This is a genomic window from Desulfobotulus sapovorans DSM 2055 (assembly GCF_059569355.1).
In genome coordinates, this window is the sequence record NZ_JCANVJ010000008.1 from 116,858 (window position 1) to 132,496 (window position 15,639).

At 57.5% G+C, this 15,639-nt stretch carries 13 protein-coding genes; 9 read left to right on the top strand and 4 right to left on the bottom strand.

Annotated elements, in window-relative coordinates; translation table 11 throughout:
* Positions 1 to 13 precede the first annotated feature (13 nt).
* From BR04_RS08310 to recD, 3 genes are all read left to right on the top strand, one after another.
* On the top strand, positions 14 to 1,876 hold the full coding sequence (locus tag BR04_RS08310) for an N-acetylmuramoyl-L-alanine amidase (protein ID WP_496355534.1): 1,863 nt from the start codon (positions 14 to 16) through the stop codon (positions 1,874 to 1,876).
* A gap of 27 nt (positions 1,877 to 1,903) precedes the next feature.
* Entirely contained in the window at positions 1,904 to 2,239 is a 336-nt protein-coding gene (locus BR04_RS08315; RefSeq protein WP_496355535.1) for a histidine triad nucleotide-binding protein, read from the top strand.
* A gap of 67 nt (positions 2,240 to 2,306) precedes the next feature.
* Positions 2,307 to 4,160 carry an exodeoxyribonuclease V subunit alpha gene (gene recD / locus BR04_RS08320; RefSeq protein ID WP_496355536.1) on the top strand — a complete coding sequence of 618 codons (1,854 nt, stop codon included), beginning with the start codon at positions 2,307 to 2,309 and terminating at the stop codon, positions 4,158 to 4,160.
* Positions 4,161 to 4,220: 60 nt separating this feature from the next.
* On the opposite strand, the gene BR04_RS08325 is transcribed toward recD, so the two are convergent.
* A complete protein-coding gene (locus tag BR04_RS08325) occupies positions 4,221 to 6,209 on the bottom strand; it encodes a monovalent cation:proton antiporter family protein (RefSeq protein ID WP_496355537.1) in 1,989 nt (662 codons plus the stop codon).
* Between the two features lie 279 nt (positions 6,210 to 6,488).
* On the opposite strand from BR04_RS08325, the gene hemC reads away from it, so the two are divergent.
* From hemC to BR04_RS08355, 6 genes are all read left to right on the top strand, one after another.
* Positions 6,489 to 7,433, top strand: coding sequence for a hydroxymethylbilane synthase (hemC, locus tag BR04_RS08330; protein ID WP_496355538.1), 945 nt, complete (start codon positions 6,489 to 6,491; stop codon positions 7,431 to 7,433).
* 312 nt (positions 7,434 to 7,745) lie between these two features.
* A complete protein-coding gene (locus BR04_RS08335) occupies positions 7,746 to 9,203 on the top strand; it encodes an aspartate kinase (protein ID WP_496355539.1) in 1,458 nt (485 codons plus the stop codon).
* 11 nt (positions 9,204 to 9,214) lie between these two features.
* Positions 9,215 to 10,072, top strand: coding sequence for a YitT family protein (locus tag BR04_RS08340; protein WP_496355540.1), 858 nt, complete (start codon positions 9,215 to 9,217; stop codon positions 10,070 to 10,072).
* 158 nt (positions 10,073 to 10,230) lie between these two features.
* Positions 10,231 to 10,728 (top strand): diaminobutyrate acetyltransferase, encoded by a 498-nt coding sequence (gene ectA / locus BR04_RS08345; protein WP_496355541.1) that lies wholly within the window; start codon positions 10,231 to 10,233, stop codon positions 10,726 to 10,728.
* Positions 10,729 to 10,914: 186 nt separating this feature from the next.
* Entirely contained in the window at positions 10,915 to 12,174 is a 1,260-nt protein-coding gene (gene ectB / locus BR04_RS08350) for a diaminobutyrate--2-oxoglutarate transaminase (protein WP_496355542.1), read from the top strand.
* Positions 12,175 to 12,191: 17 nt separating this feature from the next.
* Complete coding sequence (locus tag BR04_RS08355) at positions 12,192 to 12,599, top strand: ectoine synthase (protein ID WP_496355543.1); 408 nt, start codon at positions 12,192 to 12,194, stop codon at positions 12,597 to 12,599.
* 125 nt (positions 12,600 to 12,724) lie between these two features.
* Here the strand turns inward: BR04_RS08355 and BR04_RS08360 are convergent, their stop codons facing one another.
* From BR04_RS08360 to BR04_RS08370, 3 genes are all read right to left on the bottom strand, one after another.
* The gene (locus tag BR04_RS08360) at positions 12,725 to 13,390 is read right to left on the bottom strand and encodes an FHA domain-containing protein (protein ID WP_496355544.1); all 666 of its coding nucleotides are present in this window, start codon (positions 13,388 to 13,390) and stop codon (positions 12,725 to 12,727) included.
* Positions 13,391 to 13,428: 38 nt separating this feature from the next.
* Positions 13,429 to 14,964 carry an FHA domain-containing protein gene (locus BR04_RS08365; RefSeq protein ID WP_496355545.1) on the bottom strand — a complete coding sequence of 512 codons (1,536 nt, stop codon included), beginning with the start codon at positions 14,962 to 14,964 and terminating at the stop codon, positions 13,429 to 13,431.
* A 14-nt stretch (positions 14,965 to 14,978) separates the two neighbouring features.
* Positions 14,979 to 15,639, bottom strand: a 661-nt coding sequence (locus BR04_RS08370) for an Rpn family recombination-promoting nuclease/putative transposase (protein WP_496355546.1), incomplete at its 5' end; no start/stop codon positions are given.

Genomic DNA, 15,639 nt, shown 5'->3' on the forward strand with positions numbered 1-15,639 from the left:
AACTCCCAGCCCCATGCGTATTGCGATACACACCCACAGCACGTTCCCGGCAGAGTCTGCATCTCCCCTTTTCCTGCGGATTTCCTTCTTTTTTGGGGTCTTCCTCTGCTTTGCCCTGCTCCTTCCGGCCAGTATCCGGGCCAATTCCGTGCGCAGTCTTTACCTTGAAACGGACAAAGCCTTTCAAAGGCTTCAGAAAGATACGGAAAAACGCAAGTTCCGCTCCAACTGGGAAGAAATCGCTCAAAATTTTGAAACCGCCTACGACAGGGATCCTCTGGATACCTGGGCCCCCGCCTCCCTCTACCGTGCAGGCGAAACCTACCTTGCCCTGGCACGGTTTTCCGGTCGCAGCAGCGACAGGGAAAAAGCCATTGCCTTCTTCCGCAGAACCTTTCAGGAATGCCCCAAAAGCCGCTACAAATTTCACGCAGAAGACCAGTTAAAGGAACTGGGTGCCCCCCTGCACGCCTCCGCTGCTCCCAGAATTATTTCCGAACCTCCTGCCCCCCCTCCGCTGCCCGCAGCCCAGACCGGGCCACCGGTAAAAAATGCAAAAACCACCCGACCCGAAGAAAAGATATCCCTGCCCCCACCGGTCTCCCCCCTTCTTGCATCGGCCTCTCCGGTTCTCCCGCTTCTGGTTCAGGAAAATCCGACGGAGAAATCCCCTGCCGGCCATCCCGCAGGAATGGATGAGAAGACCCGGAACACTACCGGCCTGGGACTTATCCGGGGACTGCGTTACCAGACCTACCCCAACCGCACCCGTATTGTGGTGGATGCGGATGATGAAATCGCCTATGCCTACAACGACCTGAACCGGGACAAGGCCAATGGCCTGCCCCCCAGAGTCTATGTGGATTTCAATAAAGCCACGCTGATGGACGATGTTCCTGCGGCTATCGAAATTAACGATCCCCAGGTCAAGGTCATCCGTATTGCCCGGAACACCCAGGATCGGGTACGTCTGGTGATGGATCTCGATAAATCCAGGGACTTCAAGGTGTTTCAGCTGTTTGATCCCCACAGGACGGTCATTGACATCTGGGGAGAAAGCAAGCCCTCCGACCGGCCCGAACTTGCGGCCTCCCTGCCCCCCGCAGCCCTGCCCCCTGTGGAACTCCCCCCTCCCGGCACTGTCAATGCCGGTGCCATCCGCAGGCAGTTTGTCCTGGGGGTGCACCGCATTGTCCTTGACCCCGGACATGGGGGAAAAGATCCCGGTGCCGTGGGACACAGCAAAGGGATTCTGGAAAAGGACGTCAATCTCCAGATGGCAAAGGTGGTGGCGGAAAAACTGCGCAAGGCACTGAAGTGTGAAGTCCTGCTCACCCGCACCGACGATACCTATCTGGCCCTTGAGGAACGCACCCAGTTTGCCAACCAGAAAAAGGCGGATCTTTTTATTTCCATTCATACCAACGCGGCCCTCAACCGCAAGGCCCAGGGCATTGAGACCTATTTCCTGAACCTGGCCACGGATGAGGAATCCATCGCTGTAGCCGCCCGTGAAAACGCAACCTCCACCAAAAACATCAGCGATCTTCAGACCATACTCAATGATCTGATGCAGAATGCCAAAATCAATGAGTCCAGCCGTCTGGCTTCCTATGTCCAGCGGGGGATGTTCACCAGCGTCCGTCCCCACTACAAGGACATCAGCGACAAGGGTGTGAAACAGGCGCCCTTCTATGTGCTTCTCGGTGCCCAGATGCCCTCCATTCTCATTGAAACGGGTTTCATCACCCATCCCAAAGAGTCCAAACGCCTTACCAGCACCCAGTACCAGAACCGTCTTGCCGACGGTGTTGTGGAGGGGGTGCGGCGGTATATCCAGGATCATTTTCCCCAGAACACCGGTACAACCCCCTGACCCCAACCCCGGAACAAAGGAGCTTCCATGGAAAACTGCATTTTCTGTAAAATCATCAACAAAGAAATTCCCACGGATTTTCTCATGGAAACCGACGATCTGCTGGTCTTCCGGGATATCCGGCCCCAGGCTCCCGTGCACCTTCTCATCGTTCCCAGAGAACATATCCGCAGTATCAACGACATCAGGGAAAACCATACCCTGCTTCTCGGCAAACTCCTTCTTGCGGCAAAGGAAATGGCAGCAAAGGAAGGCATCCATGCCAGCGGCTACAAACTTCAGTTCAACGTGGAAAAAGGAGGGGGTCAGGAAGTTTTCCACCTCCATCTCCACCTCATCGGAGGATGGAAAAAAGACTCCTGAAGGCGTCCCCTGCCGCATGCCGGGCTAGATTCTGAAAACCGGGTTCTGAAAAAAAGGAAGGCTTCCATTGGAAAACGCTGAATCGTCTCTCCCTGCATCCGAAAGCCCCCGTGATTCCCTGGATGCCCTCCTTCGCGTCAGACCTCTGGACAGCCACCTTGCGGCCCTTCTGCAACGCCTGGACCCGGACATGTCCCCCACCCTGAACCTTGCGGTGACCCTCCTTTCCGCCCGTACCCGGGAAGGCCATGTCTGTCTGGATCTGGCCGGACGCGACGGAATCTGGCCCAGGGTGGCCCGCATGGCGGGGGTGGAACCGGGCCTTGATGTCTGCCGCAGACAGATGGACGTATCCCCCCTGGTGGGCCAGCAGCCCGAAGATGTCAAACCCCTCATGCTCATGGGAAACCGCCTTTACCTGCGCCGTTACTTCCGGGCTGAAAACAGGGTGGCCCAGGGGCTTCTCCGCCGGGCCGAAACAACACTGCCCCTACCGGATCACAGGGCCCTGAAAGATGCCCTCCAGCGCTTTTTCCCGGAGCAGGATCCCGAGAATGCCAATATGCAGAAAATCGCCGCCCTGACTGCGGCGATGAAAGCCCTCTGCGTCATCGTTGGCGGCCCCGGAACGGGAAAAACCACAACCGTATGCCGTCTTCTGGCCACCCTCTGCACCCTGGCCGAAACCCCGCCGGAAGTGGTGCTGACCGCACCTACGGGCAAGGCCGCAGGACGGCTCGGAGCCTCCATGATGGCGGGAAAATCGGGCCTCCCCCCCCTTCCCCCAGACCACCTTGCCGCCATTCCCGAATCCGCATCCACCCTGCACCGGCTGCTGGGGCTGGGGCATGGCCGTCCTCCCCGCCACCATGGGGGCAATCCCCTTTCCGCAGACCTTGTGGTAGTGGATGAGGTGTCCATGGTGGATCTTTTCCTCATGGCCCGCCTCATGGATGCCCTGAAACCCAATGCCCGCCTCATCCTGCTCGGTGACCGCTTCCAGCTTTCCAGTGTACTGCCCGGTGCTGTTCTGGGCGAAATCTGCAAGGGTACCACAGACCAGCGCTCCAGTGCCTTTCTCCAGGATTTTGAAGCGGTGCTGGGAAAGCCCCTGCCCTTTGCCTCCCAGACGCGGCTTCCCGCCATGGCAGACTGCGTGGTGACGCTTTCCCGGAGCTGGCGTTTTGAGGCCTCAGGGGGGATCGGCAGACTGGCCCGCAGCCTGAACGCAGGCAAGGGGGAAGAGCTTGTCCGTATGCTGGAAGCGGGAGAAGAAGAGGCCATTTCCTGGCTTCCCATGGCGGGAAGCGGAAATCTGGAAGCAGGGCTTAAGGATCTTGTATCCCAGGGCTTTGCGGATCTCGTACAGGCCAAAACCCCTGAAGCCGCCTTTGAAGCCCTGGAGCGTTTCCGCATCCTCTGCGTACTCCGTCAGGGCCCCTTCGGGGCAGAAGGGATCAATACCCTGGTGGAAAGCCTCCTGGAAAAGGAAGGCCTCATCCGGCTTACGGGCCCCTGGTATGCGGGACGTCCCGTCATTGTGCTGAAAAACGATCCTGCCAGCGGACTTTTCAACGGGGATGTGGGCATCACCTTAAAGGATGCACAGAGCGGGGAGCTTTGCGTGTATTTCCCTGCTGAAGGTGGCGGGTTCCGGGCCTTTCATCCCCTGCGCCTTCCGGAGGTGGAAACGGTTTTCGCCATGACCGTGCACAAAAGCCAGGGCTCGGAATTCGACGGGGTGCTGCTGCTCCTGCCCGACCGGGATGTGCCTGTACTGACCCGTGAAATCCTGTATACCGCCGTGACCCGTGCCAGAAAAACGGTGGGGATTGCGGGCAGATCCGAGATCCTGATGCTGGGAACAGGCCGCACGGTGAGGCGGGCTTCCGGCCTGGGGGAAGCCCTGTGGAAAGTCTGACGGTCAGGGGATACGGCCCTCCCGGCCCATGCCACACCCAAAGTGGCCGGAGAAAGAAAATTATCCGGGAACCAGGGATTCCTGCAAAGACGCTCCCCTCTCTTCAGAAATCAGGGCCGTGAACACGGCAATATCTCCCCTGCGACCAAAAATGTGCAGTCTGTCCCCTGCCGCCAGCACCCGCAGGGGAGAGGGATTGGGCAGCATCTCCCCGTCCCGGTCGATGGCCAGAATGCTGACCCCGTAACGTTCCCGGATCGCACTTTCCACAAGGTTCTTCCCGCAAAAAGGGGATCCCTGGGGCAGACGGATGGTGGCAATGTCCGCATCCGGCACCTTGCAGGCAATGCGGCTGCATGCGGCTTCAAAAATCTCCCCCCGGAACATGGCGTACCCGTCTTTGCGGATCTCCGCCACAAAGGCCGCAATGTCCGCTCTGGGGACATGGTAGTGGTTGAGCAGACGGGAGACGATTTCCACGGAAGTTTCAAATTCCTCGGGAATCACCTCGTCTGCACCCAGATCGTACAGCTCCGCCATTTCCGTTACATAGGAGGTGCGCACAACGATATGCAGGCCGGGATTCATCCGCCTTGCCGTGACCGTGGCCCTGCGGATGGCCACGGGATCATTCACCGCCACCACCAGGGCGCTGGCCTTTTCAATATGGGCATGTTCCAGAATGGCGGACTGCCCCGCATCCCCGAAGATCACCTTCTCCCCCTTTTCCCGGAGCCTGCGTACGGTCTCGGGATTCACTTCAATGACACAGAAGGCAATGCCGGACTGTCTTGCCGCATCGGCAATCTGACGTCCGCAGAGACCAAAGCCCACAATCACGAGATGCTCCTTCAGACCTTCGGCATGATCCGGGGTCTCTTCTTCCGCCTTTGCCGCAGGCAGAAGGGTTTCCACCTTCCCCGCCACAAGGGCCAGAAAGGGCGACAGGGCCATGGACAGAACCGCCACCGCCACCACCAGCGACGCCTGGGATTCAGACACAAGACCCAGGGGGGAGGCTGCGGCAAGCACCACAAACCCGAATTCCCCCACCTGGGCCAGCATCATCCCGGTGGGCAGGGCCACGCTCAAAGGATAGCCCGTCATGCGTACGGCAAAGGCGGCCGCCGCCACCTTGATCCCCACAAGGCCAAGGGTGGCAAGGAAAACCGCAACAGGCCGTTCCACAAAAATCCAGGGATCCAGCAGCATCCCCACAAAAACAAAAAAGAAAAAGGCGAAGACATCCCGCAAAGGCTGGATATTGCCCATGGCCTCATGGCTGTATTCGGATTCGGAGACCACAAGCCCCGCAAGAAAGGCTCCCAGAGCCAGAGAAAGGCCTGCGGCTGCGGTGAGCATGGTAATCCCCGCGCATAAGGCCACAATGGTGAGCAGAAAAAGTTCCCGGCTGCGGGTTCGCACCACTTTGTAGAGAAGCCAGGGAATCACCTTTCTGGCCGTTGCCAGGGTGGCCACCACGATCAGCACGGCCTTCGCCACCAGAAGGGCCTGCTCGCCAGCGGAAATATCCTTTCCCGCAAGAAGGGGCAGAAGCAGGATCACGGGCACCACAGCCAGATCCTGAAAGATGAGAATGCCAAGACTGTTTCTTCCCAGAGGGGCATCCATGCGGCCCCGCTCCTGAAGAAGACGCAGCACGATAACCGTACTGCTCACCGCAGCCAGAAGCCCGAAAAAAAGACTCTGGCCCAAAGGCAGCCCCAGGAGCAGGCAGGCCGCTCCCACGATGGCTGCGGTTCCCCCCATCTGAAGACTGCCCCCCACGAGCACGGTATTGCGGATACGCCAGAGGGTATCCAGGGAGCACTCGATCCCTACCGCAAAAAGGAGCGCCACCACCCCGATTTCCGATAACACCTCCACTTCGTGGCTGGCGGAGACCAGCCCCATTCCATGGGGCCCCACCAGAATACCCGTCACAAAGAAGCCCACCACAGAGGGCAGGCGCAGACGATAACAGATGAGAAGAATGCCGCAGGCCAGCAGCACCATCCAGGTCAGATCCCGTAAGAGTCCAAGTTCCATTGCCATGCCTCCATAAAAGTTACCGCAGGAATCCCGGATATGCCCAGAAGTCCCAGCCAGAAACATCCTCCTGTGCCTGACCCATGGAGAAAAACACCTCAAAAGTCAATGGGGCTTTTTCTTCATTCTGCATTTCTGCTATACCCTTTCCCCATCCGGGCCCTGGCTCCGGATCAGAACCTGCATCTACTTCAGGAAGCATTCTTCATGATTTCCCCGGGCTTCCGGGCCTTTGGAAGGGAAATTTCCTGGAACATCCGAATCCATAAGGAGAAATTCATGCGTCCCATCCGCATCGGAACCCGAAAAAGCCTTCTCGCCCTCTGGCAGGCCGAACATGTGGCCCGTCTGCTACAGGAGGCGGGGATGCAGACCGAACTCGTTCCTCTGGAAACCAAGGGAGACAAGATCCTCGATGTATCCATCGCCAAAATCGGCTCCAAGGGTGTGTTCACCGAAGAAATCGAGGCAGCCCTTGTCTCCGGTGAGATGGACATTGCCGTGCACAGTGCCAAGGACATGCAGTCCGTCCTGCCCGAAGGCTTTGAGCTGATTGCCTTCACGGAAAGGGAATATCCCGGCGACGTGCTGGTGAGCCGCAGCCCCCAGGCCACCCTCAGCGATCCCGCAAAGCCCCTCACCGTGGGTACCTCCTCGGTGCGGCGGGTGGCCCTTCTGAGACATGCCCACCCCCATATCCGCATCAAAGACATGCGGGGCAATCTCCAGACCCGTATCCGCAAGATGGACGAAGGCCAGTGCGACGCCCTGCTCCTCGCCTTTGCCGGTGTACACCGCATGGGCTACGATACCCTGATCACCGAAAAACTGCCCCTTTCCCTCTTCACCCCTCCCGTGGGTCAGGGCTGCATCGCCATCGAGGCCTTCAGCCATCTGGATCCGGAACGCAAAGCCCGCATCCGGAACGCCCTCAACCATGAAGACACGGAAAGCCGTCTTCTCGCGGAACGGGCCTACCTGCGCCGCCTCGAGGGCGGATGCAGCATTCCGGCCTTCGCCCTTGCGGAACTTGAAAACAATACCCTCACCCTTTCAGCGGGCATCATTGATACGGAAGGTGTGCGGCTTGTGAAGGAAACGGTATCCGGCCCCAGACATGCGGCGGAAAACCTCGGCCACGCCCTTGCGGGCAGCATCCTTGACAAAGGAGGCCGGGAGATTCTTGCGGCCATCCGCAGGGAACGCATGGGAGAACCAGGCTGACAGAAGGGGGGGAGTGGCCAGGGCCACTCCGTCCTCTGGAACCTCTGACCTTTCTGGATCCTTCCCTGTCCTCCCCCCCCTCCTCCCACCCCCCCACAATCGTCATTATTTTGACGAAAACCTTGACAAACCCAAGCCCAGCCGCTAGGCTTTCCCCATGTCAAAAACCAGAACCACCATAAAAATATAAATATTTCAGACTTCTATGCGGAAATATCGAAAAATACATTTCGTGCAATGTTTTTGGGCCTCCACTCCATAGCTCCCTGTCCCAAAAACAATCAACACCTCCAATACAAAAAAAGGAAATCCATGGAATCCAGCCACACCGTTGAAAAAATCGGGGGCAGCTCCATGTCCCGTTTTGCCGACGTCCTTCAGAACATCATCCTGGGAAAACGGAGCCCCGAAGAACTCTATCAGCGCATCTTTGTGGTTTCCGCCTATGCGGGAATCACCGACCTGCTTCTGGAACACAAAAAAACCAGGGAACCCGGCGTCTACGGTCTCTTTGCCAATGACGAGGCCTCCTGGGCCTGGGGGGATGCCCTCAACCGGGTAACGGAACGCATGTTTGCCATCAATGTGGAGCTGGCCCCCCTGGGACTTGACCGCATGGCAGCGGATCGTTTTGTCCGGGAACGCATTGAGGGGGCCAGAAGCTGCCTCCTTGATCTCACCCGGCTCTGCTCCTTCGGCCATTTCCAGCTGGAGGAACATCTCATGACAGTCCGGGAAATCCTCAGTGCCGTGGGCGAAGCCCACAGTGCCTTCAACACCGTTCAGATCCTGCAAAACTGCGGCATCAACGCAAAGCTTGTGGATCTTTCCGGATGGATGGAAGAATGCGCCCTGCCCATTGACGACAAAATCCGCTCTGTGTTTGCCGATCTTGACATCTCTCTCGAAATGCCCGTGGTCACCGGCTATACCCGCTGCAAGGAAGGGCTGATGGCAACTTTCGACAGGGGCTATTCGGAAATCACCTTCAGCCGGGTGGCCTGCATCACCGCCGCAAGGGAGGCCATCATCCACAAGGAGTTTCATTTAAGTTCCGGAGACCCCAGACTCATGGGCCCGGAAAATGTCAGCCCCATGGGGCGTACCAACTACGATGTGGCGGATCAGCTCTCGGATCTGGGCATGGAGGCCATTCATCCCCAGGCCGCCAAGGGGCTGCGTCAGGCGGGTATTCCCATCCGTGTAAAAAACACCTTTGAACCGGAACATCCCGGAACCATCATTGACGGTGCCTACAAAAGCCAGAACCCCTGCGTGGAAATCATTGCAGGCAGGGAAAGCGTCCTTGCCATTGAAATTTTCGATCAGGACAGGGTGGGAGCCTACGACCGGGAAGCTGGGGTCTGCGATATCTTCCGCAGATTCCGTATGCAGTCCATTGCCAAAAACCTCAATGCCAATACCCTGATTCATTATGTGGGCAGTTCCCTCAAAAGGGTGAACCGGCTCACGGAAGCTCTGGAAGAAGCCTTCCCCGGCGCGGAAGTCACGGTTCGCAAGGTGGCCCTCATCGCCGCCATCGGCAGCAATATGAAGGTTCCCGGCTTTCTTGCCACGGCAACGACGGCCCTGCACGGGGCCGGGGTGAACATCCTTGCCATGCAGCAATCCATCAGACAGGTTGACATGCAGTTCATTGTAGCCGAAGAAGACTATGCAAGGGCTGCCAAAGCCCTCCACAAAAGGCTTGTGGAGGATGTAGCCAGGAACAGAAACGATACAACGGAGGTCAAGACCATGGCCTCATAAGCGGAGCCCGCATGTTCAAACGCGATTTCAGCTACACGGTCTGGTGGAACCTCCTGCTCATCACCTTCGGCTGTATCCTGTATGCCATTGCCATCAAAGGCATCGCCGTCCCCCAGGCCTTTGTTCCCGGCGGCATGTTCGGCCTTGCCTCCCTCCTCTATTACCTCACCGGATTCCTGGAACCGGGCAGTTTCTACCTGGTGCTGAACATCCCCCTCATGATCCTCGGGGGGGTGCTCCTCAGCAAACGTTTTGTTCTGTACACCATCTGGGCCATCATCGTGACCACAGGGGCCTTTGCCCTGTCCACCTTTGAATTTCCCATTGAAAACCAGCTCTATGCCGCCATCAGCTGCGGCGTGATTTCCGGCATGGGGGCCGGTATTGTCCTGCGGTCCCTGGGCTCCAACGGCGGTCTCGACATCGTGGCCCTCGTCCTTTTACAGCGGTACAACATCGGCCTTGGAAAAACCTATTTCACCTTCAACCTCATTCTGTATCTGGCCAGCCTTGTGGCCCTGGAAGTGGATCTCGTCATTGCCTCCATCATCATGGTCTTTGTGTCCTCCGCCACCCTGGAATACAGCCTGTCCATGTTCAACCAGCGCAAGGTGGTCTTTGTCATCTCCAACGATTCCGATGCCATTGCCCGCAGGATCATCGAAGAGCTGGGCATGAGTTCCACCCTCATCCCTGCGGTGGGAGCCTACCTGCGCACGGAACGCCAGATCCTCATGACCGTTATCAACAACGTCCAGCTCAAACGCCTGGAAGAGATCGTTTTCACCCAGGATGCCAACGCCCTCTTCATTGTGGAAAACACCTTCTCCGTACTGGGTTCCTCCTTCTCCAAACGTAAAATTTATTAAATTCTGAACAAAATCAAATCAGTCAAAAACTTGACAGGCGAACCATCGCGTGCTATGGTTCGCCTGTTCTATTGCAAGATGCATCCGAAAAACGCCATACCCCAACCAAGGAGGCTCGCGCCCTTTTTTCCCTTTCACTGGAAAAATCAGGCCCTGTGATGAAACATCCCATATCCCCATACCACTTTCGCCAGCCCACACCCGCCGATGGCGGCAAACTCTGGGAGCTGGTACGCAACACTCCGGCCCTCGATCTCAATTCCGCCTACTACTATATCTATTTCGGCCACGCCTTTTCCCAAACCTCCCTGATCGCAGAAAAGGACAACCAGGTGGCAGGCTTCATCACAGGACTCTGCCCGCCGGAAACTCCGGATCGTCTTTTCATATGGCAGGTCTGCGTTGCCGCCGCCTGTCAGGGGCAGGGCCTGGGGCTTTCCATGCTGGATGCCCTCACACGAAACGTGCAGCCCCGGTGGGTGGATGCCACGGTGACCCCCTCCAACGGGGCCTCCATTGCCCTGTTCACGGCCCTTGCCCGGACACACAAAACCCCATGGACATTTCAGGAAGAAATTTTCCCCGCCTCCTGTTTTGGCACGGCAGGCCATGAAGCGGAAATCCTCTTTTCCATCGGCCCTCTTGTGCCCTGCTGACCGATGTCTTTTCGCGGCTCATGAAATTTTTCATGGCCCGGACTCAGCCTTGCAGTCCCATGGGGTACTTTCACAGCAGTGCCCCCTCCGTTCCAACGCTGGAGCACGGGAACGACAGCTTAAACACCAAAGCCATTTAAAAACAGATTCTTATCAGAAAAACTTATATTTTAAAGGAGATCAGCCATGCGCATATTTGAAGCCCTCGAATCCCAGGTTCGCGGATACATCCGCTCCTTTCCCACGGTGTTCGCCACTTCCAAAGGTGCCATTCTCACCGATGAAAACGGCAGGGACTACATCGACTTTTTCGCAGGGGCGGGCACCCTCAACTACGGCCACAACAACGAGCGCATCACCAAAGCCATGATCGCCTACCTCGAAGGCAACGGCGTTCTCCATGGCCTCGACATGGCCACCACCGCCAAGCGCCGTTTTCTTGAGAAATTTTCGTCCATCATCCTGGAACCAAGGAACATGGATTACAAAATCCAGTTTACCGGCCCCACAGGCACCAATGCCGTGGAAAGTGCGCTGAAACTGGCCCGCACCATCAAAGGGCGCTCCAATGTCGTGGCCTTCACCAACGGGTACCACGGCCTCACCATGGGTGCCCTTGCGGTCACGGGCAACACCTTTTACCGGGATGAGGCCCACATCAGCCGCTCCAACGTCAGTTTCATGCCCTTTGAGAACTATTTCGGCGACAGTGTGGACTCCCTGGCCTGCCTGCGCAAAATGATCGAAGACACCAGCTCCGGTCTTGATCTGCCCGCAGCCGTCATCGTGGAAACCATCCAGGCCGAAGGCGGCATCAACGTGGCCTCTGCCGAGTGGCTCAAAGGCCTTTCCGATCTCTGCCGGGAATTCGATATCCTGCTCATCATCGACGACATCCAGGTGGGCAACGGACGCACCGGCAACTTCTTCAGCTTCGAGTTCGCGGACATCAAACCCGACATCATCACCCTTTCCAAGGCCATCGGCGGCGGTCTTCCCATGGCCATCATCCTCATGCGTCCCGACCTCGACCAGTGGAAGCCCGGCGAACACACGGGCACCTTCCGGGGCAACAACCTCGCCTTTGTGGCCTGCACCGAGGCCCTTTCCTACTGGGACAACCCGGCTTTAAGTGAAGCCATTCAGTACAAGGGCGCACTCATGTACGAAGCCCTGGATGCCATGCGGAACCAGCATCCGGAACTGGAAGCCAATATCCGGGGCCGGGGCATGATCTGGGGTCTCGAGCTTCCGGAACGCAACCTCGCCCGCACGGTGGTGGAAACCTGCTTTGAAAAGGGGCTGATCATCGAGCTGGCAGGTGCGGAAAAACAGGTGATCAAGCTTCTCCCGCCCCTTCTCATTGAAGAGGATCTTCTCAAGCAGGGTCTCGCCATCATCGCGGAAAGCATCAAGGAAGTTCTCAAGAAAAGGGAAATTCTGTAAGCCGGAAAGGACACATCATGATCGTACGCACACTGAAGGAAATCATCGGAACGGAGCGGGACAAGAAGGCGGCCAACGGCAACTGGGTCAGCCGCCGCTTTCTGCTGGCAAAGGATGGCATGGGCTTTTCCTTCCACGAAACCACCATCTTCGCAGGCACGGAAACCCGTATCTGGTACAAAAACCACCTGGAGGCGGTGTACTGCGTGGCCGGAAAAGGAGAGCTGGAAAGACTGGATACGGGAGAAATCATCCCCATCACAGACGGCACCATGTATGCCCTGAGCGGCCATGAGCCTCATCTCTTACGGGCTTCCGAAGATCTGCGGCTGGTCTGTGTCTTCAACCCGCCCCTGGTGGGAACCGAAGACCACAACAAGGACGGGGTCTATGCCAGTCCCGAAGAAGAGCTGGCCCGCTCCTGAAAATCAAAGTTTTTCGCTTTTTTTGAAACGGCGGATCTTCCCGAACAGGGAGAGTCCGCCGTTTCGGGTTCGATCCCCATGCCGTATCCGGATAAAAGGGGTCTGCCCCCCCCCTTTTCGTTCTTTTAGGCCCTGAATGGAACAAAGCGAAGCCGGGTTGTCCCCAGCATCAGCACATCCCCTTCGTTCAGTTCCGCATCCCGGCGCAGGGTTTTTCCATTGAGAAGGGGCAGGTTCCGGCTGCTGCCCCTTTCCACGGAAAAAGTCCCGCTGCTGCCCTCATACACCACCTGGGCATGGGTTTCTCTGCTGACCGAGGTGTCGCTGTCTTCTCCAAAATCCAGACAGACTTCCATGTCCCGGCCCCTGCCGATGCGGTTAACCCCTTCAACCAGACGGAAATCCAGGCCCCGGAACCTGCCGTTCAAGAGTACCAGCCAGCCCGCAACGGGGGCCAGCGGCTTCCTTCCATCCGGAATGGGGGCTACAGGTGTTTCCACAGCCGCCTTTCCTCCGGCGTCCCTTTGGTTTCCCCCGGCAACCAGAAGGGTGGAACGGGGCGGCACAGGACTTGGATCTGGATGCTTCTTTTCAGGGAGAACCGCATCAAGCCCCAGGGTTTTGAGACCGGAAGAGGCCTTTTTCTCTTTCTGTGAGGCTTCCACAGCCCCAGTGCCCGTCCCTTTTCCATCCTCTTCCAAAGCCTCCCTGTCCTCAAGGCAGTAGGGACACTCCGCATGGGCTTCCGCATCGTACATATGTTTTCCGGCAACACACAGGCTCATGGGCATTCTTTCATTCTCCTTCAAGGGATCAGGCTCCCTTTTTTCTATTCCGCTTCCAGGGTGAAACGCAGCTCCGTCGTGCCGCAGAGGATACGGTCTTCGGGCCAGATCTCCCGGCTCACCACCACCTCCTCTCCGTTGATGCGGGTGGGGTTTCTCGGAGACGACTCCATCCAGACAAAACGGCCCTGCTTGAACTGCAAAACGGCATGTTCCCGACTCACCGCAGCATCGTCCAGCACCACCCCGTTTTCCTCAGACCGGCCAAGGGTGACGGTAGCGCCAAAGATGCCATGCACCCGGCCCCCGTCTTCCACAAGAAAGGCAAGGGCTTTGCCTGCCCCTCCCGGATCCTGCCCACCAGCATCCATCTTCCGGGCAATTCTGTCCATTTCAGACTTCAAAAAGGCAAGCCGGGCGGATGTTGCCTCCTGCCAGACCGCATTCCCTTCCATGCCCTTGCCGCCATTCATCTGAGCGCGAAGCCGCCGTTTTCGCCAATACCAAAGCCCCAGGGGAATGCCCGGCAAAATGGCAAAGAACAGCAGAAAGGCAAAAGATCCCAGCAGCAGAATCTGCCAGAAGGGCATTGCCGCTGTGTGATACAGCAACGCAGCACGCATATTCCCAAACGTCCGGGTACCTGTCACGGGCACCGTTTTCTCGAAGGTCTGTATTTCGCCATCCTCCGTTTCCATACGGGCCACAAGACGCAGGCTCTCCTGTCCGTAAACAAGGCTTTCGAGATTGCCCGGCCTCACCAGCCCCACAAGACTGTGGCGGGCCAGTTCCCGCCGGAAAAGGGCCTCCATGGTTTCAGGATTTTCAAAGAAATGGCAGAGACCGCCCGTCCCCTGGGAAAGGGTTCGCAGCACCTCCATGTTCAGGGCCGTGCCGGATCGTCCCGCCCGTCCAAAGCCGATGCTGTGAATACGCACATCCTGCTCTCCGGCCCGTCTCAGCACCTCCTCCAGGGTTCTGGCCCTGTCCTCGGCGTCGCCATCGGAAAATAAGAGGATATGACGGTTGAAGGCCGGGGAACCTTTCAGTGCATCCATCACCTTGAGGAGGGCCAGATACAGCTGGGTGTCCTTCCCCGCAAGGGTGATTGCCGCAATCCGGCTTTTCCCGTCCGGGATATCGGGAACAGGCACAGGCTCCTGCACCAGAACCAGATCCTCTGAAAAACGGTACAGCCCTGTGGACTCCGATGGCGGTATCAGATCCAAAAGCCGCTGCATGGCTTCACGGGCATTGTCCCAGAAGGGCCGCATGGAAAGGCTGTCGTCAATCATCAGGGCATAGACATTGGCCTGGGAGCGGATGGGATGGCTTTCCGTGGAAGGCGCACCCGCCTTCAGCGGATCTTCAAAACGAAGTGTGGGCAGCCCCCTTCCCGCCTCCGCATCCAGACGCCAGAAAAAAGCGTTTGCATCCAAAAGGAACTCCGGATGCTCCTCCCGGATGACCGGGTGGGAGGCAAAGGCTTCAAGGGGCCGCACGCACAGCTCTCCGGCAAGGCACGGGGAAAGGGGCAGGACTGCGGCCAGCATGAAAAACAGCATCATCCGATACGTCATGATTTCTCCTGGGGTCAGATTCCGTTTTCTTCGTCTGTCAGCAGGTCAAGGCCCTTGTCTCCTGCGGCAAGGATGGCCTTTACCTTTTCCAGGCCAAGCCTTGTGATCCTGGCAATGTCCTCCGGAGCCATATGCGCGTCACGGAGGGCCATGAGGGTCTGAAATTTCTCTTCCCGAAGTTTTTTTAAACCTTCATCCAGCCCCTTTTTCAGGCCCTCATCCAGACCTTCCTTTCTCGCGAAAGCAATGCCCGAAACATAGTCCCGCTGCCATTTCATGCGGGATTCGTAGGCTTCCCGGAGTGCATCATCGCGGGTAAAGGCCACATATTTTTCACGGGCGCTGGCAAGCTGGGGGTTGTCATGCAGAATGGTTTTCATGGCGTCATCCTCCCTGTTCAGGCCTTCGTTTTTCAGATAGTAGAGCCACCGGTCAAGATCCTTTCCCAGAGTATAAGTCGTGATCTTGGGCAGTTCAAGAAAGTGCAGGCTGAGATGATCCGTAAGGATCAGCTCAGGGCTGTCCTTTTCACAAAGCATGAAGCACAGGTGAGACCGCTCCGTGTCCTTCACCAGCACAAAATTGAGGATATTGATGCAGATCACGGCACAGAGCTTTGCATACGGCTCCCCTGTATCCAGCTGACCTCCGTAGATCTTCGACCAGTAATACAGG

Bases quoted from the DNA above. Each gene is read 5' to 3' on its own strand.
- ectA (WP_496355541.1), top strand. From the start codon at position 10,231: ATGAAACATCCCATATCCCCATACCACTTTCGCCAGCCCACACCCGCC.
- BR04_RS08355 (WP_496355543.1), top strand. From the start codon at position 12,192: ATGATCGTACGCACACTGAAGGAAATCATCGGAACGGAGCGGGACAAG.
- BR04_RS08310 (WP_496355534.1), top strand. From the start codon at position 14: ATGCGTATTGCGATACACACCCACAGCACGTTCCCGGCAGAGTCTGCA.
- BR04_RS08340 (WP_496355540.1), top strand. From the start codon at position 9,215: ATGTTCAAACGCGATTTCAGCTACACGGTCTGGTGGAACCTCCTGCTC.
- BR04_RS08335 (WP_496355539.1), top strand. From the start codon at position 7,746: ATGGAATCCAGCCACACCGTTGAAAAAATCGGGGGCAGCTCCATGTCC.
- BR04_RS08315 (WP_496355535.1), top strand. From the start codon at position 1,904: ATGGAAAACTGCATTTTCTGTAAAATCATCAACAAAGAAATTCCCACG.
- BR04_RS08360 (WP_496355544.1), bottom strand. From the start codon at position 13,390: ATGCCCATGAGCCTGTGTGTTGCCGGAAAACATATGTACGATGCGGAA.
- hemC (WP_496355538.1), top strand. From the start codon at position 6,489: ATGCGTCCCATCCGCATCGGAACCCGAAAAAGCCTTCTCGCCCTCTGG.
- ectB (WP_496355542.1), top strand. From the start codon at position 10,915: ATGCGCATATTTGAAGCCCTCGAATCCCAGGTTCGCGGATACATCCGC.
- BR04_RS08325 (WP_496355537.1), bottom strand. From the start codon at position 6,209: ATGGAACTTGGACTCTTACGGGATCTGACCTGGATGGTGCTGCTGGCC.
- BR04_RS08365 (WP_496355545.1), bottom strand. From the start codon at position 14,964: ATGACGTATCGGATGATGCTGTTTTTCATGCTGGCCGCAGTCCTGCCC.